Consider the following 20535-nt stretch of genomic DNA (forward strand, 5'->3'; position numbering starts at 1 on the left):
AATACTCCCTTAAGCAAAGAGATTATAAAGTTGCATTCCAATATATACAAAAGTTGCTACAAGAGCTACTGATAATAAAACAATGCCACAAATAAGCAATATCTTAGCACGCAATGAACGTTTTTTTATAATCGTAATCTCCGTTGGTTGCGGCTTCTGGTTCTCCTCTTCAGGCTGCTTAGTTTCATTAATAAAATCAATAGCATTAATCAGATTGGCATCATTCTCATTCATTTGCGGATCATGCTTAGCAAACTTTACTAAATCCGCTGTTTGGAAGAGCTCCTTCAAATCTGCAATAGCTTCTTTATCATTCATTTCCATCAGATTATCAATGATTTCCGAAGAAGTCATCTCTAACGCATTGAAACCAAAACGATCTTTTATATAAGTACGAAGAGTATCTGTAAGTTCCGTGTAATATTCCTTCGGAAGTCCTTTTTGCCATACCTTCTCATTCTTAATACGTTCGATCTCTTTCATTGCAGCCTGATGCGGAGGCAATTTGGGTTCTACTTTCACCTTACGTATAATTGGCTTATTATCACGAATACGTATGATAAAATAAATAAGCAAAGCAAGCAACGGTAATGCAAGGAATGAACATCCGATTAGTCCATACCAATCTTCCCAAACAAAAGGAGCTTTCATTACGGCTTTCTGCCCAAAGAATTGATCCGGATGCAAGGTATCTACTGGCATCGAGTATACTTTCAATGCTAATGCCTTCGACTTATACTCTTTATTATCAACCGTCACCACCATCGGAGGCAGATAATAAAGAGCAGAATCAAAAGATGTTACAGTATATTCTTGTGTAATCAGCAATCGCTGACGGTCATTCAAAAATTGTGTATCCGGTTTAGCAGTTTCCACAATTTCCACTCCGCGTACTATTGTATCAGTATAAGCAGGCAAAACAGCTCGCTGCTTTGCATCCATCGCCACCTGTAATTGTATCTTTGCCTGTTCTCCAATGAGAATCTGCAAAGAATCTATTTTAGCTTCAACAGTAACAGACTGTGCAACAGCCCTACCAGATAACAAAAACAACAGTATTATTAGAAAACCATTTCTATTCATTGTCTTTCCGTTAATTTCGTTTGGCAAACAAGTTCAACAACGCCTTTACATAGTCCTGATCTGTACGTACCGATACTGAATCTACATTACTTTTAGTAAAGATGTCACTCAGTTCATCCTGTTTACTCACCCACCAATTATGATGTGCCTGACGAACTGCTTTCGACGAAGTATCAATCCATTGTTCATGTCCGGTTTCGGCATCTTTAATTTTCATCAATCCTATTGGTGGAAGTTCAGCCACACGCCTATCGTAAACCTGAACGGCTACTACATCATGCTTCCGGTTGGCAATCGTCATGGCATTCTTGAAATTTTCCTGATCAATAAAATCAGATAAAATAAAAGCAGTACAACGCCTTTTCATTACATTCGTCAAGTACTCCAGTGCTAACCGAATATTTGTACGACGACTTTCAGGTTTAAAATCAATTAATTCACGAATTATATAAAGAATATGTTTACGTCCTTTCTTAGGAGGAATGAACTTCTCTATTCGATCAGAGAAAAAGATTACACCAATTTTATCATTGTTCTGAATAGCCGAAAATGCCAATGTTGCAGCAATCTCAGTTATCATATCTTTCTTCATCTGCTTAACAGTACCAAATTCCAAACTACCGGAAACATCAACCATCAACATCACTGTCAGCTCACGTTCTTCTTCAAACACCTTAATGTAGGGTTTATTAAAACGCGCAGTCACATTCCAGTCGATATCACGAATATCGTCACCAAACTGATATTCACGCACCTCTGAAAACGCCATACCTCTACCTTTGAAAGCCGAATGATACTGACCTGCAAAAATATTGTTAGACAATCCACGCGTCTTTATTTCAATCTGACGGACCTTTTTTAATATTTCACTTGTTTCCATCTGTTTAATTGAGAATTGAGATTTGAAAATCGAGAATTATTCATCACTCAATCAAAGTTAAGGCACTTCAACTTTATTCAATATCTTACTGATAATTTCATCTGAAGTTATATTGCTGGCTTCTGCCTCATACGTCAAACCAATACGATGACGAAGTACGTCATGAGCTACAGCACGCACATCTTCCGGTATTACATATCCACGTCGTTTAATGAATGCATATGTACGTGCAGCCAATGCAAGATTAATAGACGCGCGGGGAGAACCGCCAAATCCAATCATATCTTTCAACTCCTTCAAATCATATTTATCAGGATAACGTGTCGCAAATACAATATCTACAATATAACGTTCTATTTTCTCATCCAGATAAACCTGGCGAACGACTTTACGAGCCTCAAGAATTTCATCTGCCTTGAGGATAGGCTTTACATTAAATTTCTCACCATTAATATTCTGACGAATAATCAATTTTTCTTCTTCCAACTTCGGATAATCAATGACTACCTTCAACATGAAACGGTCCACCTGTGCTTCCGGCAACGGATAAGTACCTTCCTGCTCAATCGGATTTTGAGTAGCTAATACTAAGAAAGGTTCAGGCAAAAGAAAAGTTTGTTTACCAATAGTAACCTGACGTTCCTGCATCGCTTCAAGCAAGGCACTCTGTACTTTAGCCGGTGCACGGTTTATTTCATCAGCCAATACAAAATTAGCAAAAACAGGACCTTTTTTTACCTGAAATGATTCGTCCTTCTGACTGTAAACCATTGTACCAATAACGTCAGCAGGCAATAAGTCGGGGGTGAATTGTACACGACTATATTGTGCATCAATCAATGATGCCAACGTTTTGATTGCTAATGTCTTTGCCAAACCAGGCACACCTTCCAACAGTACATGCCCGTCAGAAAGAAGTCCAATAAGCAGCGACTCTACCAAATGTTTCTGACCAACAATAATCTGGTCCATGCCTGTTGTAAGATTGGTAACGAAAGCACTTTGTCTTTCAATCCGCTCATTCAATTCGCGGATATCAATTGATTCAGCCATAAATACTTAATATTTTATTGTTTAATTACCACAAATAATATATAAGCCTCTTGTTTGTGTAAGGCTTTTTAATTCGATTCCAAAAGTACGCCATAAAATTAACCATTGCAACTAATTTTTATTAAAAAACAATGCGAAACCTTTAGATTAAGGTACTTTTATATGGTTTAGCAGTTCCATAACATTTCGCACCTATACAAAAAACTCCGCCTGAATGAAACAAGCATGTATACATTCAGGCGAAGTAAAAAGTTCGAGCTATTATTTCCTAACTAATTCAGGGATCTTAATCGTAGTTCCATACGGTACATTATCGGGATTTTTGATAACTCCCGGATTGTGTTTTACGATGTATGGCCACAAAGCTTTAGTTCCATAAAAGCGTAAAGCAACTCTTGTCAATGTTTCCCCTTCTTTGATAGTATATGTAGTTTTAGTTCCCGTTATAATATAACTAACAGAATCCGGTTTGAAAGGAACAGACTTAGCTGTTGTCGATTTACCAGCGTCTTTCTTCACTGTTTCCGGTTCTTTTTTAGATACAGGAACAGCCACCGGAGTTTCTTCTTTCACTTCAGCAACCGTATCTTCTCTGATTATTGTATCTTGGAGAATAACCGGTTCTGAAGTAGGCTGAACAACCTTTTCCATTTCCTTCACTTTTTCAATTCTGTCTGCAGAATCAAAGAGATCAGGATAATAGATGAAAAGCAAGGCCCCTCCACAAAGCAATAATACAATAACGATTATTGCAATAAGATAAGGTACCGGAGACTTTTCAGATTTCACCTGCTTGGGTTTACTTTTTCTTTTAACCGGAGCTTCATCCGCCACTGTTGAAACAGCCAATTCCCGGGCTATTATTTCTTCTGCAGACAACTTTGGAGCTACTGACCGAGAATTCTCTGGATCTGCTGTTTTTTCCTTATCCAATTGAGAGGGTTGATTTACAGAAGGAGTAGCTTCTTTCTTCATAATAATATCGTCAGAAACTCCTTTTTCACCAACTATTATTTCATTTTTCACCTCTTCTACTTTCGGTACTACAACTTCAGTAACCGCATCTTGCCCTTCTGCCGCTACTGAAGCATTTTCCACAGCAGAAACTTCTTTCTCCTTTTCTTCTATCGAAGACTTTTCTTCTTCAACTATTTCCTCAGCACTCTCTACTTCTTTGATACTTTCTTCAGGATTCACTCTCCCCACACTCTGTGATACAGGTTCCTCTTCTGTCAACTCCCCATCATCATCCGAATCCACCACCGGAGTATCTTCCAAAACAGTCTTTTCATTCAACACCACTGTTTCAAAATGAGAAAATGGCTTATTAATAATATCACGTAATGAACCATCCGGAATAAAGGAAACCTTTGTATAACCCTGTATCTGGAATCGTTCTCCCGTATTAACCTTCACACTCTCCCTACTCTCAACATCCACCAGTTTGAAAGTGCCAAAGCCTTTAATTTTCACAGACCTGTCCTGTTCAAGAGCTTCCTCTATCAAAAGAAAGAACTCTTTAACAAATTTATCGGCATCTTTTTTATCCATGCCGTATTTCTCAGATAATAAGTCTATAAAATTCTGCAGATATAACCTTTCATTCATGAGAGTGAACCTTTATTTAAACTTATCTTTTAGTTGAGCACTCGGTCTATACGTCAAAACCAATTTAGGAGGAACAAGCATGCGTTGCTTCGTTGTTGGATTAACTGTAATACGTTCTGCTTTCTTCTTTACTTCAAAGGTCCCAAAACCTTGTATTGTAACAACATTTCCCTCTTGTAATTCCTGGGTCATACCCGACAATAAAGAGGATGCCAATTCGGATGTATCCTTAATTGTATATCCTAACCTACGCGATAACTCTGAAATAAAATCTTTATTATTCAAATCCAAAAATTTTAAAAGTACGACGCTATATTAGTCATTATTAAGCAAATAAACAAATTCCATGGAAAAATACTTTAAATAATCTTTCCAAAAAGATCAAAATCATCAGAATCAATCACCTCTATCTGATAAAAGTTACCAATCAGAAGCGTTTGGTCCGCACGATTAATCAAAACCTCTGGATCCACTTCCGGAGAATCGAACTCCGTACGTCCAATATAATAATCTCCCTCAATACGGTCAATAATTACTTTTAGTTGCTTACCCACTTTTGCAGCACTTAACTCAGATGATATCCCTTGCTGAATATCCATCAATTCATCCAAACGAGCCTGCTTTACTTCTGCAGAAACAGAATCTTCATAATGCTCGGCAGCATAAGTCCCCTCCTCTTCTGAATATGCAAAAGCTCCCATTCTGTCAAAACGCACCTTACGAACGAATTCTTTCAATTCTTCAAAATCAGCCTCTGTTTCTCCCGGATGCCCTACCATCAGGGTAGTACGCAAATGAATACCGGGAACTTCTTCACGAAACTGCTCTATTAACCGATAAGTATCCTCCTTTGTTACATGCCGACGCATATGCTCCAACATATTGTCACTAATATGCTGCAAAGCAATATCCATATATTTACATACATTATCACGCTCACGCATTACACGAAAAAGATCTGTAGGAAAATGAGCTGGATAAGCATAATGCAGACGAATCCATTCTACCCCAGGAATATCAGAAATGCGTTCTATCAATTCTGGAAGCATTTGTTTCTTATACAAGTCAATTCCGTAATAAGTAAGCTCTTGTGCTATAACCTGAAACTCTTTCACACCCTGAGACACAAGATATCTCACCTCATCCAGTATTTCTTCAATCGGCCGTGACACATGGTATCCTGTTATTATAGGAATAGCACAATATGAACATTTCCGATCACACCCTTCTGAGATTTTCAGATAAGCATAATGACCAGGAGTAGTTAATGTTCGTTCAATGTACAATTCATCATGATAAGCTTTACCCAGATCTTTTAGAAGTTCTTTCCAATTAAACTTTCCATAAAATTTATCTACCTGGGGAATTTCGATTGCCAGTTCTTTTAAGTACCGTTCTGACAAACATCCCATTACGAATAATTTTTCCAGATTCCCTTCTTCTTTCTCCTGAGCAAATTCAAGAATCATATTAATAGACTCCTCTTTTGCATCACCAATAAAACCACAGGTATTTATTACCGCAATCTCTCCTTTAGGTTTCTCTGAGTCATGAGTAACGTTATATCCGGCTTCGTTTAGTTGACGCATCAACTGTTCTGAATCTACTAAATTTTTAGAACACCCTAAGGTTATAATATCTATAGTCTTTCTCTTCATGCATTCTCTCCAAACAAGGAATCTACAAATTCTTTTTTACGGAAAACCTGTAAGTCTTCCATACCTTCACCCAAACCGATATACTTTACAGGAATTTTAAACTGATCAGAAATACCAATCACGACTCCCCCTTTAGCCGTACCATCCAATTTGGTAATAGCCATAGCTGTAACCTCTGTAGCCAATGTAAATTGTTTCGCTTGTTCAAAAGCATTTTGCCCAGTAGAACCATCAAGCACCAACAAAACCTCATTAGGAGCATCTGGCACTACTTTTTTCATAACGTTCTTGATCTTTGTCAGTTCATTCATCAATCCGACCTTATTATGCAAGCGACCTGCAGTATCAATAATAACCACATCAGCATTATTGGAAACAGCCGAACTTAGTGTATCATATGCTACAGAAGCAGGATCAGAACCCATTTTTTGCTTAATAACAGGTACTCCTACTCTTTCACCCCAGATAACCAATTGCTCTACCGCAGCAGCGCGGAATGTATCCGCAGCACCCAGGTATACTGATTTTCCGGCTTTCTTAAACTGATATGCCAATTTTCCAATAGTAGTAGTCTTACCTACTCCATTAACACCCACTACCATAATCACATATGGCTTCTTATCTATTGGCACATCAAAATCAGCGACATCATCAGAGTTATTCTCCGTCAGCAATGCAGCTATTTCATCACGAAGAATAGTATTAAGTTCTTGCGTGTTTACATATTTGTCATTTGAAGCACGTTTTTCAATACGCTTAATGATGTTTAGCGTAGTCTCTACACCTACATCAGAAGTAATGAGCACCTCTTCCAAATTATCTAACACTTCGTCGTCCACTTTTGACTTACCGGCTACTGCGCGGGCTATCTTACTGAACACACTTTCCTTGGTTTTAGATAATCCTTTATCTAAAGTTTCCTTCTTTTCCTTTGAAAAAAAACTAAAAAATCCCATGATACTTACTATTTGTATAATACATTATGCTACAAAGATATAATAAAGTAATGAAAAACTAAAAAGTGAGGAAAGAAAATTGAAACTCCACGACGTTTTAGCAAACTTCAAACAACAACAAGAAAGCATCTCAAACTGTTCAGGAGAGCTCTTTTTTTATTTATAGAATTACAAATAAAGATTCACAAATCTATAACTACAAAAAAAATCCCCCCAATAATAACATGAGAGGATTTTTTAATTGCAGAATAACTGCAATCTATTATTTCTTGAAAAAGTCTTGTACCTTTTCGTTAGGAACCATCTGTTCATCAAAAATGTAAGCACCAGTTTTCGGAGACTTAACCATTTTGATAACCTTAGTATAAGAACGACCTTCTTTAGATCCTTCGTGCAAACTTGCTACTGTTTTCTTTGCCATGGGTTATTCTCTATCTTTTATTATTTAATTTCCTTGTGAACTGTTACTCTCTTCAGAATAGGGTTGTATTTCTTCAACTCAAGTCTTTCTGTAGTATTTTTTCTATTTTTTGTTGTGATATAACGAGATGTTCCCGGCATACCGCTATCTTTATGTTCTGTACATTCCAGAATCACCTGTACTCTATTACCTTTTGCTTTCTTTGCCATAATCAGTTTTCTCCTCTACGTTTAGCCAATCACTTTAATGGTTTTCCAATCACAATACCCTTTAGCAACTGCATCGTTCAGTGCAGCATCCAATCCTTTTTTGTTAATAATGCGCAAACCAGCAGCACAAAGGCTAAGGCTGATCCAGCAGTCCTGTTCTACATAATAGAACTTCTTGTTAAACAAGTTCAAATCAAAGGTTCTCTTTGTTCTTCTCTTTGAGTGTGAAACATTGTTGCCAATCATGGCTTTCTTTCCGGTAATTTGACAAATCTTCGACATTTCTATCTTATTTTTATAGTTTTTATCTATACTTATTTCAAACAGAGCGCAAAGTAAGCACTTTTATAGATATAAAACAAGTAATTCTTAAAATAATTCGTTATACAGTACACTTTTTCTTTATTTTAGAAGGCCCAGAAGTAACAAAAAGGCATTATTTCCAGCTCTCTCGACATTCATCTCTCTCCCACGGTCTGTATCTTGCTTCATTGTTCGAATTTCATTTTTATAGGCAGCTGCAATCCAAACAGTACCCACCGGTTTCTCTTTTGTCCCTCCACCAGGACCAGCTATTCCGGAAGTTGAAACAGCACAATCAGTTTTCAACGCTTTCATCGCACCTTTTACCATTTCGATCACAGTTTCTTCACTGACAGCCCCCTGTTTTTTGAGCGTTTCAGACGACACCCCCAACAACGATTCCTTAATTTCATTAGAATAAGCAACAATCCCTCCTTTAAAGTAATCCGAACTGCCAGGCACAGAAGTTAATTTAGCAGCAATGCTTCCTCCCGTACAACTCTCTGCGGTGGATACGGTCAAATTCTTCTCTCTTAGCAAATTTCCAATAAGTATTTCAAGTGGAGTATCTTCTTCATCAAAAATAGCATCCCCTAAAATATCTTTCAGTTTACACCCTTCAACAGAAATCTGAGATTGCACAGCTTCCTTATCCCTTCCACGCCCTGTAAGCCGGAGCCGAATAATACCGGGTTTAGGCAAATAGGCCAATTTTATAGATTCAGGCAAAGCTTCTTCCCATGATTCAAGTTTTTCTGCCAAAACAGATTCAGGGTAATTCTTTACAGTAAAAGTCTTATGTATAATTACATCTGTATCAAATTTCTTACGCAAACGAGGAATCACTTCTTCACTCATCACGGTAATCATCTCCTGAGGTACACCCGGCATAGATACCAATACCTTACCATTTTTTTCAAACCAACTAACAGGCGCACTACCTACCCGGTTATTTATCACAAGGCAATCTTTTGGAACCATTGCCTGGCTCTTATTTAACGCATTCATCGGTATCTTACTTGCCAGTACACGCTTGATATTTTCAAATACCTCTTCACAGAACACTAACTCCGTATCAAAATAAGCACATAACGTCTGTTTGGTTATATCATCTTTCGTAGGCCCCAATCCACCAGTCATTAATACAATATCGGCCCTATTCATCGCATCGTCTACAGCCTCAGTTATTTCATCCGCACGATCACGGACAGAAACAACGCGAATCACTTCAATGCCAACTTTATTCAACTCACGCCCCATCCAGGCCGAATTTGTATCGGTGACCTGCCCTATCAGTAGTTCATCGCCTATTGTAATAATCTCTGCAAACATATTATACCAATCAGATAATTGTAATTAGCAACCTCTTTCAATACAACTCTCTTTTATATCACAAAGTAACACGCGAATAAGCCGGAAGTTCTATCGAACAGAAGTCCCGATCCAGATACTTGAAGTAACCTGTAATAGCAATCATTGCAGCATTATCTGTAGTATAACTGAATTTCGGAATAAATATTTTCCAGCCATATTTTTCGGCATGTTCACGGAAAGAGTTACGCAATCCGTTATTAGCAGATACTCCACCGGCTACAGCTACCTCATTTATTTTATATTGTTTGGCAGCTTTTCGAAGTTTATCCATAAGAATATCTACAATTGTCGCTTCCAGTGAAGCTGCAAGATCTACCTTATGATGTTCAATGAAATCAGGATCATCCTTCATCCAATCACGAAGTGAATAAAGGAAAGAAGTCTTCAATCCACTAAAACTATAATCCAGTCCCGGTATATGCGGTTTACTGAAAGTAAATGCTTTCGGATTTCCCTGACGTGCTAATTTATCAATAATCGGCCCCCCCGGATATCCGAGCCCCATCACCTTTGAGCATTTATCAATCGCTTCTCCGGCAGCATCATCAATAGTCTGCCCTAGAATTTCCATATCATTATATGCCTTCACCAATACAATCTGCGAATTACCACCCGACACAAGTAAACAAAGAAAAGGATAATTAGGTTGTTGATTCTCTTCACCTTCTGCTTTAATAAAATGAGCTAACACATGTCCAGTCAAGTGATTAACATCAATCATTGGTATATTTAAAGAACGAGCAAAACCTTTTGCGAACGAAACTCCTACAAGTAATGACCCCATCAGTCCCGGACCACGCGTAAAAGCTACAGCACTCAATTCCTCCTTGGTCACTCCTGCACGTTTCAATGCTTCATGTACCACCGGAACTATATTTTGCTGATGTGCACGCGAAGCAAGCTCGGGCACTACACCACCATACGCCTCATGAACAGCCTGGCTGGATACCACATTCGACAGCAAATAACCATCCTTGATAACGGCTGCCGACGTATCATCACAAGAGGACTCAATTCCTAATATTATTGTACTCATAGTTTTTTTGATGTTTAAACGGTACAAAAGTAATGATAAAAGTACGATTCATAACGAACTATTTTATATTTTTGTTCGCAAAATAAAAGTAACCGCTTATCAGAACGCTGAAAAAGACTGTACGCTGGGTACTCGGTATCGTACTGGGAGTATATATCGGGGTCATTCTTTTGTTGAACATACCTTTTGTTCAGCAGAAGTTTGCTGTATTCGTAGCCAAAGAACTCTCCCGTGTAATGGGTACCGAATTAACTATTGGAAGAATAGATATGGGACTGTTGAACCGTATCATTATCGATGATGTATTACTTGACGACCAGTCAGGGAAGGAAATGTTGAAGGTTACCCGCCTCTCTGCCAAATTTGAGATACTTCCTCTTTTCAAAGGAAAAATAACCATTAGTAGTGTGCAGTTGTTTGGTTTCAACATCAATCTAAACAAAAAAACTCCGGATTCACCACCTAACTTCAAATTTGTCCTTGACGCATTTGCGTCCAAAGATACTATTAAGAAGGAGCAAAATATCGACCTGCGTATCAATTCCATATTAATTCGTCGTGGAAAACTGGCATATGATGTACTTTCTGAAGAAGAAACTCCAGGTAAGTTCAATGCCAAACATGTGCGTTTACAGAACATTATAGCCAATATCTCGTTGAAAGCGCTGCAAAATGACTCTGTAAACGCCTCAATCAAGCGACTAAGCGTAGACGAACAATCCGGATTTGAGCTTAAAAAACTAAGTCTGAAGCTAGTAGCTAACGATAAAGAAATGTCCATTGATAATTTTGTTATTGATTTGCCTAATACTTCTCTGAAGATGGATACTATTCATCTGAATTACGATAGTCTGGGAGCATTTAAACAATTTGCCAATAACGTACGATTCTCTTTCCACACATTACCTTCACATATCACATTAAAGGATATTTCTCCATTTGTTCCGGCATTATCCAACTTCAAAGAACAGATCGAACTCGATATGGATGTCAATGGTACAATAGACCAACTGAATTGCTCTAAGCTTGAAATAAAGGCTGGTAAGCAGTTCCATCTGTTAGGAGATGTTTCTTTGCAAGACCTGTCACACCCACAAGACGCTTTCGTTTTTGGCAAAATGTCTAATCTTTCGGCCAATAGTGACGGCATTGGTTTTCTGGTACGCAATTTAAGTAAAAATTATAATGGAGTTCCTCCTATACTTGAGCGCCTGGGAGATGTATCTTTTCATGGAGAGGTTTCCGGATACTTCACGGATCTCGTCACATACGGTCTGTTCCATACAGACATAGGTTCTGTAAAAACCGACTTAAAACTCAGTTCAAACAAAGCAAAGGGTCTGTTTGCCTATTCCGGATCCGTTAAAACAAAAGATTTTGAACTGGGGAAATTATTGAATAATGAAAAGTTAGGAGAAATCACCTTTAATCTCGACGTACAAGGTAATCATTATGAAAAGCAGCGCCCTTCCATCGTATTGAAAGGCCTAGTAGCTGCCATTGAATATAGTAGTTATAAATATGAAAATATCACTCTCGATGGTGAATACAAACGTGGTGGATTCAATGGTAAAGTAGCATTAAATGACGAAAACGGTACTATTGCTATTAATGGTAACATTAACCTGACTGAGAAAGTACCAACTTTTGACTTTTCAGCCTCAGTAAGTAATTTCCGTCCACACGAATTAAACCTGACACCCAAATATAAAGATGCAATATTCTCCATAAAAGTAAACGCGAATTTCAAGGGAGGCTCTATTGATCAGATGATTGGTGATATAGATATAGATAGTTTGCAGTTCACAGCTCCCGAGAAAAATTTCTTCATGAAGAACATGCATCTGTCCGCCACACAACAGACAGGTATTAACCAATTAACCTTAAACTCTGAGTTTCTGACTGCCAATGTAAAGGGACGTTTCATGTACCACACACTGCCCGCCAGTATAATGGGTATTTTGCGTAGTTATGTACCCTCACTCATCCTTCCTCCTAAAAAGCCAATAAAGACTGACAACAATTTCAGTTTTGACATTAATATATATAATACAGATATTCTATCCACTATCTTTGATATTCCATTAAAGGTATATACCCATTCCACCATTAACGGATATGTCAATGACCGAATGCAACGCCTGCGTGTAGAAGGATATTTCCCACGTTTACAATACAAAAACAATTTCATAGAATCAGGATTATTACTTTGTGAAAACCCTGTTGACCAGTTCAGAGCCAGAGTTCGCTTTACCAATCAAAAAAAGAACGGAGCTGTGAACCTTTCTCTTGAAGCACAGGCTAAAGATGACCTTGTAAACACTACTATTAATTGGGGAAATAATGCTGCTGTCACATATAGCGGACAATTGGCTGCTGCTGCACAATTTTTACGTACAGAAGGAGACAAACCCTTACTCAAAGCAATTGTAGACATAAAGCCTACGGATGTTATCTTAAATGATACTATTTGGGAAGTACATCCTTCGCAAGTAGTGGTGGATTCTGGTAAAATTGATGTTAACGATTTCTATTTTAGTCATCAGGACCGTTATATCCGAATCAACGGACGCGTATCCGACAATCCAGCGGATACAGTAAAAGTTAATCTGAAAGACATCAATATCGGTTATGTTTTTGACATTGCACGCATTTCAGACGATGTTAATTTTGAGGGAGATGCCACAGGTATGGCTTATGCCAGTGGAATACTAAAGAAACCGGTACTCAACACACGCTTGTCTATACGTAATTTCACACTGAACAAAGGGTTATTAGGTGATTTAGATATCTATGGCGCATGGGACAATGAGAAAAAAGGCATTTATCTGGATGCACATATACAAGAAAAAAACATTTCCAAAGTTCACGTAGACGGGTTCATCTACCCTATCAAACCTACAAGCGGACTCGATCTAAACATTGATGCTGAAAACCTGAACATTAAGTTTCTGGAACATTATATGCGGTCCATTGCTCGGGATATTAAAGGAAGAGCTACAGGAAAAGTGCACTTTTACGGTAAATTCAAAGGATTAAATCTCGATGGTGCCGTAATGACAGATGCCTCAATGAAATTTGATATACTTAATACCTCGTTTGCCATAAAAGACACGATACGTCTGGCACCGGAAGGAATCACATTCGATCACATCCATATTTCAGATATGGAAGGGCACCAGGGAAGAATGAATGGATATCTCCATTACGAACATTTCAAGAATATAAAGTATCAATTCGACATTCAGGTCAACAATATGCTGGTAATGAACACACAGGAATCTCCGGATCTCCCCTTCTATGGTACAGTATATGCCACTGGAAATGCTCTGCTCGCAGGTAATGCACAAGACGGACTCGATGCAAATATAGCAATGACTACTAACCGGAATACAAACTTTACATATAGTACAGGAACTGTTGCTTCGGCCACCAGTAATCAATTTATTAAGTTTGTAGACAAAACCCCACGACGTAGCATACAGGACTCGATACAGATCATTTCATTCTATGAACAAGTCCAACAGAAAGAAGAAGAGAAAAATTCACAGACAGACATCCGTCTCAACATATTAGTAGATGCTACACCGGATGCTACAATGAAAATTGTTATGGATCCTGTTGCCGGTGATTATATCAGTGGGCGGGGTTCAGGTAATATTCGTGTAGAGTTCTATAATAAAGGAGATGTGAAAATGTTCGGTAACTACCACATCCAACAGGGTATCTATAAATTCAGCCTTCAGGAAGTAATACGTAAGGACTTTATTATCAAAGACGGAAGTACTATTACATTCAATGGACCACCACTTGATGCTACATTGGATATACAAGCCTCTTACACTGTACCCTCAGCCTCATTAAATGATCTGATACCAGATGCATCTGTGGTTGTACAACAACCGAATGTTCGTGTAAACTGTATGATGAATCTTACTGGCATTCTGTTGCGTCCCTCTATTAAACTGGGTATTGAGCTTCCCAACGAACGTGATGAGGTACAGGCTTTGGTACGCAATTATATCAGCACAGATGAGCAAATGAATATGCAGATACTCTATCTGTTAGGTATTGGTAAGTTTTACATGGAAAATAATACAGGTAACCGACAGAGTTCCGACATGATGTCTTCTGTATTATCTTCTACTCTATCCGGACAGCTGAACAATGTACTCTCACAGATTATCGACAATAACAACTGGAATATCGGAACAAATCTCAGTACCGGTGAGAAGGGCTGGACAGATATGGAAGTGGAAGGAATCCTTTCGGGGCAGTTACTCAATAACCGGCTGATTATCAATGGGAACTTTGGATACCGAGATAATCCAATGGCAAATACTAACTTTGTGGGAGACTTTGAAGCAGAATGGTTACTGACCCGTTCGGGAGAAGTACGATTGAAAGCATATAATGAAACGAATGATCGCTATTATACTAAAACCAATCTGACCACTCAGGGAGTCGGTATTATGTATAAAAAAGATTTCAGTAAATGGAATGAACTTTTCTTCTGGAACAAGTGGAAGCTTCGTAATCTAAAGAGAAAAATGGAGAAAAAGCAGGAAGAAGTTCAAAAGAATGATTCTACAAAAACAGATAGTGCACAATCAAAAGCAAAAAGACAACGACCGGAAAAATAAATAAGCATTCCGGATAATGCGTTTATAATGTAGTTTCCGGATGTAATTATTATATTTGTAACCTGATTAATAAATCCAATGTATCAGGAATACCGTCCCAGTATTGTCCTATTGCCCTATATAGAAACTTATTGGACTTTTGATAGTTTCATTGAGGGAGAGCAAACCGTCAGGATTTTGCCGGATGGATGCGTAGACATCTTATTAAATTGTAACGACACTATATCCAATAACGGAATGTCTCCTTTTCATCCATACATTGTAGGTACAATGACTTCCTATTCTGACGTTTTATATACCCGATGTATGAAAATGGTAGGTGTACGCTTCAAACCAGGAGGTATCACAGCTTTTATCAATGTACCCATACACGAATTAACCAATCAGAGAATAGATATGTCTTTGTTAGAATCCATTTTTGACAATACATTATTTTGTGATAATATAGCCATCCGGAATGATGTAAGAGAAGTGGTAAACTATATAGACTCCTATCTGACTGGCAAACTAAATCGCATCACTATTCCTGATAAACAAATTATGGCAGCAGTAGATACCATAAAATGCCACAAAGGATGCTTACCAATCAAAGAAGTATTAGAAGAAGTATGTCTCTGTCAACGCCAGTTTGAACGTAAGTTTAAATCCGTCATCGGAATAACTCCAAAAGTATTCAGTTCTGTTGTGAGATTCCAGAATGCACAGGAAGTATTACAACAACACCCTGAACAAAGTGTTTTCCTTACAGCTATTGATTGCGGATATTATGATCATGCACATTTTATCCGTGAATTCAAACGATTCACAGGGGAATCTCCGAAAGATCAATCTGTATAATGTCGATTTTATACACAAGAAACAGGTTATAACCGTTCTATCTTTGCTTCCGTAATAAAAAGTAATTATGGAAATAAAGAACTATGACAACCTGTTCCTTCCGGTGAAGGATATGGAGAAGAGTAAAGAGTTTTATACCCAAATATTGGGACTTAAAATGAAGTTTGAATTTGAGGATAAAGGTATGGTAGCTTATAAAGTAGGCGATGAAGAACCAGCTATTATCCTGAAAGATATATCTATGCACCCTGATGCCCAGACTACCATATGGCTGGAAGTAGAAAATGTAAAAGCAATCTATGAACAGCTGAGACAGCAGGGCATACTCTTTTTATCCGAACCGTTCAAGATCAAAACAGGCTGGGCTGTTGAATTTACCGATCCATCCGGCAACCGGTTGGGACTCACCGATTATGATTCATATTAATTAATACCCCAAAAGACAAATGGAAAAAATTAAAGAAAAAGCAGCATCTTTGCTGCAGAAGTGTGAAGTTGTTGTTTTGTCGTCAATCAATGCAGAAGGCTATCCTCGTCCTGTCCCCATTGCCAAAATAGCATCAGAAGGATTATCTACTATCTGGATGTCTACCGGCACCTCTTCGCTAAAGACTACAGAGTTTCGTGCAAATCCGAAAGCAGGACTTTGTTTCCATGCCGGAGGTGACAGTGTGGTACTGACCGGAGAAGTAGAAGTTATGGATGACGCAGAGTCAAAAGAAAAATACTGGCAGAATTGGTTTATCAAATTCTTCCCGCAAGGAGTGAAAGATCCGGAATATATATTGCTCAAATTCAGCAGTAATCAAGCTACAATTTATATTGAAGATCAATTTCAGCGCGTAGCAATAAACGAGTAAAAGCACACTATAACATTCCGGTAGAAAAGAAAAATTGCCGCAAAAATCTGAATAAATGCTATCTTTGCAACACGAAAACAAATGAAAAAGATAGTAATATAATGACTCAACTCATAATGCTGGGTACAGGAAATGCAATGGCAGTAGAATGCTATAATACCTGTTTCGCTCTAAAGTCCGGAAAAGAGTACTTTTTAGTAGATGCCGGCGGTGGCAACGGCATCTTCACTCAACTTAAAAAAGCAAATATTGCTTGTACTGACATTCATCATATGTTCATCACTCACGCACATACTGATCACTTATTGGGTATGGTGTGGATGGTACGCAATATAGCAATGATGATAAACAATGGTAAGTATGAGGGCACTTTGACTATCTACTGCCACGATGAAGTGAAAGAAACATTGCTTACTATTTGCCGTCTGACTCTCCCACAGAAAATAATGCTTCCCATTGGTAACCGGATTCTTATACAGGAAGTTAAGGATGGAGACAAAGTAGAAATCGCCGATATAAAACTCTCTTTTTTCGATATTGCTTCCACTAAGATGAAACAATTTGGATTTCAGGCTATCCTACCCAACCAAAAAACATTGGTCTGCCTGGGTGACGAACCTTACAACGAAAAAAGCCGCAGATATGTAGCACATTGCGATTGGTTACTTTGTGAGGCGTTTTGCCTTTATGCAGACAAGGAAAGATTCAAACCATATGAAAAACATCACAGTACTGCACTTGATGCCGGAAGGTTGGCAGAAGAATTAAATGTAAAAAACCTATTGCTCTATCATACAGAAGACGAAAACATAAAAGAACGGAAACATAAATACAGCCAAGAAGCTTCCAGACTATTTAAAGGCAATATATTTGTCCCTGATGATCTGGAAATTATTACGCTATAAAACAGATGTATCTTATAATTGCCTTACTACGCGGCAAGGATTTCCCACTGCAAGACAATTAGCCGGAATATCTTTAGTCACCACACTACCAGCTCCGATGGTGGTATTATCACCGATAGTCACTCCGGGTAATATAATAGAACCACCGCCAATCCAGACATTATTGCCCAAAGTGACAGGAGCTGTCAAAGAATTCCAGTAAGCACTGTTTTCAGAAAGTCGCTCCATCGGATTTACCGGATGAAATACAGTATAAATATGTACCCCTGGAGCAATACCACAATTATCACCGATGGTAATACGGTTACAATCGAGGAAAACACAATTCATATTTATTTCAACATTATTCCCTAAATGAATATTCTCACCATAATCCACAAAGAAAGGAGCAGTGATCCACACATTCTTTCCGTGTGAACCAAGTAATTCGTCCAAAATAGCATCTAATTTCTCCTGATCTGTTGTATCTGTTGCAGCATATTCTCTTTGCAGTTGTTTTGCTTTGTGCCAACGGGTAATCAATTCTGTATCAGTAAAATCATATATTTCTCCTGACAGCATTTTTTCTTTTTCTGTTTTCATACTAATTGTTTTATGATTTAGTTTCTCTGTTTTTCAAAATGACAGGCATGTTCTCCAACGCCCAACCTACCAAAGCTTCAATATGAGGAATCAGGCTATGTCCTGTCTTGGTTAAACAATATTCCACTCGTGGAGGTACTTCGGCATATATCTTTCTTGCCACCAATCCGTCAGCTTCAAGTGTACGAAGAGTTACAGTAAGCATACGTTGAGATACATCCTCAATCGTTTTATGAATATCACTGAAACGCATCACTCCATTTGCATTTAATGTGATTAACACGAGCATTGACCATTTATCACCTAATCTGCTCAACACGTCCCGTACGGGGCAATTTCCTGTAGGATGAAAATTTTCCATTTTTTTATTTATTCTATTCCACTGATGCTCAACAATAGTTACTTCTATGTAAGTCCCTTATCCTGAGGTACGTTCTTGTTTATATGAATTAGTAAATCTATCTTTGCGGTACAAAAGTAATAAACTTACTAAAAATAACTATTGTTTCACTTTATAATTAATGTTATGGCAAAGAAAGTTGCAGTTTTAGCAGTAAATCCGGTCAACGGATTCGGTTTATTCCAGTATCTGGAAGCATTTTTTGAGAATCATATTTCATACAAAGTGTATGCAGTGGCAGAAACGAAAGAGATTAAAACCAACTCAGGAATAACCTTACTTACAGACGATGTGATAAGTAATCTGAAAGGGCATGAAGATGAATATGACGCATTGGTATTTGCCTGTGGAGATGCAATTCCTGTATTTAAAAACAATGCAGACAAGCAATATAATCTTGATTTAATGGAAGTGATTAAAACTTTCGGAGACAAAGGAAAACTAATGATTGGGCACTGTGCCGCTGCAATGATGTTTGACTTTACAGGAGTCACCAGCGGTAAAAAAATAGCAGTACATCCTCTGGCAAAACCAGCGATACAAAATGGAACAGCTACAGATGAGAAATCTGAAATTGATGGAAACTTCTATACTGCGCAGGACGAAAATACGATCTGGACAATGATGCCTAAAATAATTGAAGTTCTCAAAAAATAGAAACCTATTCCGTTCTATATAAGAAATATCGTAGAAGCAAATCAACTTAGCATTAAAACACAGATTATCGCAAAATCAGATTTAATCTGCGATAATCTGTGTTTATCTGCGTTTCAAAAAAACTATCTTGAAATAGATCAGGTTTTGCAAAACATTATCTCTTATCTACAATTTCCTTCCCAAACGGCGTCAATGCAAGTCCCGCCAGCTTAAAGTGTTGTATACCGAAAGGCAATCCGATAATTGTGATACTCAGCAACACTCCGAATACCAGATGTGAAAGGCTTATCCAGATACCTCCTAAAAATATCCAGAGAATATTCATTAATATACTGAGACAACCACCCGAATCAGGGCAACTCCTCACCTCCTTTCCAAATGGATATAATGCCAGCAAAGCCATCTTCAAGGTCTGAAGTCCGAAAGGAATACCAATAATAGTTATCATCATCAAGAAACTGGCTATCAGATATTCGATAGCTGTAAATATGCCTCCCAATAGAAGCCATAGTATGTTCATGAGTAAATTCATACTTCTAAAAATTTCATTATTTATGGATACAAAGATAAAACAATCTTGTGAATTTTTGTATGGTTTTGAGTGTATTTCACCACAGAGTAACACGGAGTTCCACAGAGTTTAAATCTTTATTGAAACGTAGATGAACGCAGATTTTCGCAAAGGGAAACAAATCTAAGATAAAGAACTACAGTCTTTCAATCTGTATTTATCTGTGTTAATCCGCGTTTCATCAGATAAATAGTACTCTGTGTTACTCTGTGGTGGGTTTACTCATTTCCGATCGGTTTTGATACAATTTAAACAGGCTAAGAATTTATAAATATTAGAGGTATGAGGGCATCTCTTATGTAACAATTTTAGAACATAAAAAAACACTTTCTTTTGTAAAACACAGATAGTTTATGATAATAAAAGCATACAATAATTAATTCGGCTAACAAGTTGATTATAAACAAGTTAACATAACATAATTTTCCTCTACCATTATCTTTGCCATGGAAAACATAGTTCTTTATGAACGTTAATAAGAATAAATTTCTTAATATTG

21 protein-coding genes are annotated in these 20535 nt (G+C 37.7%); 6 read left to right on the plus strand and 15 right to left on the minus strand.

Annotated elements, in window-relative coordinates; all coding sequences use genetic code 11:
* Positions 1 to 9: 9 nt before the first annotated feature.
* The 12 genes from HCG69_RS16900 to tsaD all read right to left on the minus strand — a co-directional run bounded on the left by HCG69_RS16900 (position 10) and on the right by tsaD (position 10581).
* Entirely contained in the window at positions 10 to 1083 is a 1074-nt protein-coding gene (locus HCG69_RS16900; RefSeq protein WP_221651013.1) for a BatD family protein, read from the minus strand.
* Between the two features lie 10 nt (positions 1084 to 1093).
* Positions 1094 to 1963 (minus strand): DUF58 domain-containing protein, encoded by an 870-nt coding sequence (locus HCG69_RS16905; RefSeq protein ID WP_007485679.1) that lies wholly within the window; start codon positions 1961 to 1963, stop codon positions 1094 to 1096.
* Between the two features lie 57 nt (positions 1964 to 2020).
* Positions 2021 to 3016 (minus strand): MoxR family ATPase, encoded by a 996-nt coding sequence (locus HCG69_RS16910; protein ID WP_221651014.1) that lies wholly within the window; start codon positions 3014 to 3016, stop codon positions 2021 to 2023.
* A 261-nt stretch (positions 3017 to 3277) separates the two neighbouring features.
* Positions 3278 to 4624, minus strand: coding sequence for an HU family DNA-binding protein (locus tag HCG69_RS16915; protein ID WP_221651015.1), 1347 nt, complete (start codon positions 4622 to 4624; stop codon positions 3278 to 3280).
* Positions 4625 to 4636: 12 nt separating this feature from the next.
* Positions 4637 to 4909, minus strand: coding sequence for an HU family DNA-binding protein (locus HCG69_RS16920; RefSeq protein ID WP_002560159.1), 273 nt, complete (start codon positions 4907 to 4909; stop codon positions 4637 to 4639).
* A 74-nt stretch (positions 4910 to 4983) separates the two neighbouring features.
* Complete coding sequence (gene rimO, locus HCG69_RS16925) at positions 4984 to 6282, minus strand: 30S ribosomal protein S12 methylthiotransferase RimO (RefSeq protein WP_221651016.1); 1299 nt, start codon at positions 6280 to 6282, stop codon at positions 4984 to 4986.
* Complete coding sequence (gene ftsY / locus HCG69_RS16930; RefSeq protein ID WP_221651017.1) at positions 6279 to 7238, minus strand: signal recognition particle-docking protein FtsY; 960 nt, start codon at positions 7236 to 7238, stop codon at positions 6279 to 6281. The genes rimO and ftsY overlap by 4 nt, the downstream gene beginning before the upstream one ends.
* Before the next feature lie 262 nt (positions 7239 to 7500).
* The gene (locus HCG69_RS16935; RefSeq protein ID WP_002560156.1) at positions 7501 to 7659 is read right to left on the minus strand and encodes a DUF4295 domain-containing protein; all 159 of its coding nucleotides are present in this window, start codon (positions 7657 to 7659) and stop codon (positions 7501 to 7503) included.
* A 20-nt stretch (positions 7660 to 7679) separates the two neighbouring features.
* Entirely contained in the window at positions 7680 to 7868 is a 189-nt protein-coding gene (gene rpmG, locus HCG69_RS16940) for a 50S ribosomal protein L33 (protein WP_002560155.1), read from the minus strand.
* 21 nt (positions 7869 to 7889) lie between these two features.
* Positions 7890 to 8150, minus strand: coding sequence for a 50S ribosomal protein L28 (gene rpmB / locus HCG69_RS16945; RefSeq protein ID WP_002560154.1), 261 nt, complete (start codon positions 8148 to 8150; stop codon positions 7890 to 7892).
* 120 nt (positions 8151 to 8270) lie between these two features.
* Positions 8271 to 9503: a competence/damage-inducible protein A gene (locus HCG69_RS16950; protein WP_221651018.1), complete on the minus strand. Its 1233-nt coding sequence runs from the start codon at positions 9501 to 9503 to the stop codon at positions 8271 to 8273.
* Between the two features lie 58 nt (positions 9504 to 9561).
* Positions 9562 to 10581 (minus strand): tRNA (adenosine(37)-N6)-threonylcarbamoyltransferase complex transferase subunit TsaD, encoded by a 1020-nt coding sequence (gene tsaD, locus HCG69_RS16955; protein WP_221651019.1) that lies wholly within the window; start codon positions 10579 to 10581, stop codon positions 9562 to 9564.
* 236 nt (positions 10582 to 10817) lie between these two features.
* Here tsaD and HCG69_RS16960 point away from each other — a divergent pair, with 236 nt between their 5' ends.
* The 5 genes from HCG69_RS16960 to HCG69_RS16980 all read left to right on the plus strand — a co-directional run bounded on the left by HCG69_RS16960 (position 10818) and on the right by HCG69_RS16980 (position 17826).
* Positions 10818 to 15224: a translocation/assembly module TamB gene (locus tag HCG69_RS16960; protein ID WP_221651026.1), complete on the plus strand. Its 4407-nt coding sequence runs from the start codon at positions 10818 to 10820 to the stop codon at positions 15222 to 15224.
* Positions 15225 to 15302: 78 nt separating this feature from the next.
* Positions 15303 to 16061: a helix-turn-helix domain-containing protein gene (locus HCG69_RS16965; protein WP_221651020.1), complete on the plus strand. Its 759-nt coding sequence runs from the start codon at positions 15303 to 15305 to the stop codon at positions 16059 to 16061.
* A gap of 67 nt (positions 16062 to 16128) precedes the next feature.
* Positions 16129 to 16488: a VOC family protein gene (locus HCG69_RS16970; protein WP_255586191.1), complete on the plus strand. Its 360-nt coding sequence runs from the start codon at positions 16129 to 16131 to the stop codon at positions 16486 to 16488.
* 19 nt (positions 16489 to 16507) lie between these two features.
* On the plus strand, positions 16508 to 16921 hold the full coding sequence (locus tag HCG69_RS16975; RefSeq protein WP_221651021.1) for a pyridoxamine 5'-phosphate oxidase family protein: 414 nt from the start codon (positions 16508 to 16510) through the stop codon (positions 16919 to 16921).
* A gap of 101 nt (positions 16922 to 17022) precedes the next feature.
* A complete protein-coding gene (locus tag HCG69_RS16980; protein WP_221651022.1) occupies positions 17023 to 17826 on the plus strand; it encodes an MBL fold metallo-hydrolase in 804 nt (267 codons plus the stop codon).
* A gap of 12 nt (positions 17827 to 17838) precedes the next feature.
* Here the strand turns inward: HCG69_RS16980 and HCG69_RS16985 are convergent, their stop codons facing one another.
* Entirely contained in the window at positions 17839 to 18408 is a 570-nt protein-coding gene (locus HCG69_RS16985; RefSeq protein WP_196040062.1) for a sugar O-acetyltransferase, read from the minus strand.
* A 10-nt stretch (positions 18409 to 18418) separates the two neighbouring features.
* A complete protein-coding gene (locus tag HCG69_RS16990) occupies positions 18419 to 18769 on the minus strand; it encodes a helix-turn-helix domain-containing protein (RefSeq protein WP_002560148.1) in 351 nt (116 codons plus the stop codon).
* Positions 18770 to 18934: 165 nt separating this feature from the next.
* Between HCG69_RS16990 and HCG69_RS16995 the strand changes: the two genes are divergently transcribed.
* A complete protein-coding gene (locus HCG69_RS16995; RefSeq protein ID WP_221651023.1) occupies positions 18935 to 19465 on the plus strand; it encodes a DJ-1/PfpI family protein in 531 nt (176 codons plus the stop codon).
* Positions 19466 to 19619: 154 nt separating this feature from the next.
* Here the strand turns inward: HCG69_RS16995 and HCG69_RS17000 are convergent, their stop codons facing one another.
* A complete protein-coding gene (locus tag HCG69_RS17000; RefSeq protein ID WP_221651024.1) occupies positions 19620 to 19997 on the minus strand; it encodes a YccF domain-containing protein in 378 nt (125 codons plus the stop codon).
* Positions 19998 to 20535 lie beyond the last annotated feature (538 nt).

It is taken from the genome of Bacteroides sp. K03, assembly GCF_019734355.1.
GTDB classification, from domain to species: Bacteria; Bacteroidota; Bacteroidia; order Bacteroidales; family Bacteroidaceae; genus Bacteroides; species Bacteroides nordii.

Excerpts from the sequence above, each read along its gene's own strand:
- HCG69_RS16900 (WP_221651013.1), bottom strand. The coding sequence starts at position 1,083 with ATGAATAGAAATGGTTTTCTAATAATACTGTTGTTTTTGTTATCTGGT.
- HCG69_RS16905 (WP_007485679.1), bottom strand. The coding sequence starts at position 1,963 with ATGGAAACAAGTGAAATATTAAAAAAGGTCCGTCAGATTGAAATAAAG.
- HCG69_RS16910 (WP_221651014.1), bottom strand. The coding sequence starts at position 3,016 with ATGGCTGAATCAATTGATATCCGCGAATTGAATGAGCGGATTGAAAGA.
- HCG69_RS16915 (WP_221651015.1), bottom strand. The coding sequence starts at position 4,624 with ATGAATGAAAGGTTATATCTGCAGAATTTTATAGACTTATTATCTGAG.
- rimO (WP_221651016.1), bottom strand. The coding sequence starts at position 6,282 with ATGAAGAGAAAGACTATAGATATTATAACCTTAGGGTGTTCTAAAAAT.
- ftsY (WP_221651017.1), bottom strand. The coding sequence starts at position 7,238 with ATGGGATTTTTTAGTTTTTTTTCAAAGGAAAAGAAGGAAACTTTAGAT.
- HCG69_RS16935 (WP_002560156.1), bottom strand. The coding sequence starts at position 7,659 with ATGGCAAAGAAAACAGTAGCAAGTTTGCACGAAGGATCTAAAGAAGGT.
- rpmG (WP_002560155.1), bottom strand. The coding sequence starts at position 7,868 with ATGGCAAAGAAAGCAAAAGGTAATAGAGTACAGGTGATTCTGGAATGT.
- rpmB (WP_002560154.1), bottom strand. The coding sequence starts at position 8,150 with ATGTCGAAGATTTGTCAAATTACCGGAAAGAAAGCCATGATTGGCAAC.
- HCG69_RS16950 (WP_221651018.1), bottom strand. The coding sequence starts at position 9,503 with ATGTTTGCAGAGATTATTACAATAGGCGATGAACTACTGATAGGGCAG.
- tsaD (WP_221651019.1), bottom strand. The coding sequence starts at position 10,581 with ATGAGTACAATAATATTAGGAATTGAGTCCTCTTGTGATGATACGTCG.
- HCG69_RS16960 (WP_221651026.1), top strand. The coding sequence starts at position 10,818 with ATGGGTACCGAATTAACTATTGGAAGAATAGATATGGGACTGTTGAAC.
- HCG69_RS16965 (WP_221651020.1), top strand. The coding sequence starts at position 15,303 with ATGTATCAGGAATACCGTCCCAGTATTGTCCTATTGCCCTATATAGAA.
- HCG69_RS16970 (WP_255586191.1), top strand. The coding sequence starts at position 16,129 with ATGGAAATAAAGAACTATGACAACCTGTTCCTTCCGGTGAAGGATATG.
- HCG69_RS16975 (WP_221651021.1), top strand. The coding sequence starts at position 16,508 with ATGGAAAAAATTAAAGAAAAAGCAGCATCTTTGCTGCAGAAGTGTGAA.
- HCG69_RS16980 (WP_221651022.1), top strand. The coding sequence starts at position 17,023 with ATGACTCAACTCATAATGCTGGGTACAGGAAATGCAATGGCAGTAGAA.
- HCG69_RS16985 (WP_196040062.1), bottom strand. The coding sequence starts at position 18,408 with ATGAAAACAGAAAAAGAAAAAATGCTGTCAGGAGAAATATATGATTTT.
- HCG69_RS16990 (WP_002560148.1), bottom strand. The coding sequence starts at position 18,769 with ATGGAAAATTTTCATCCTACAGGAAATTGCCCCGTACGGGACGTGTTG.
- HCG69_RS16995 (WP_221651023.1), top strand. The coding sequence starts at position 18,935 with ATGGCAAAGAAAGTTGCAGTTTTAGCAGTAAATCCGGTCAACGGATTC.
- HCG69_RS17000 (WP_221651024.1), bottom strand. The coding sequence starts at position 19,997 with ATGAATTTACTCATGAACATACTATGGCTTCTATTGGGAGGCATATTT.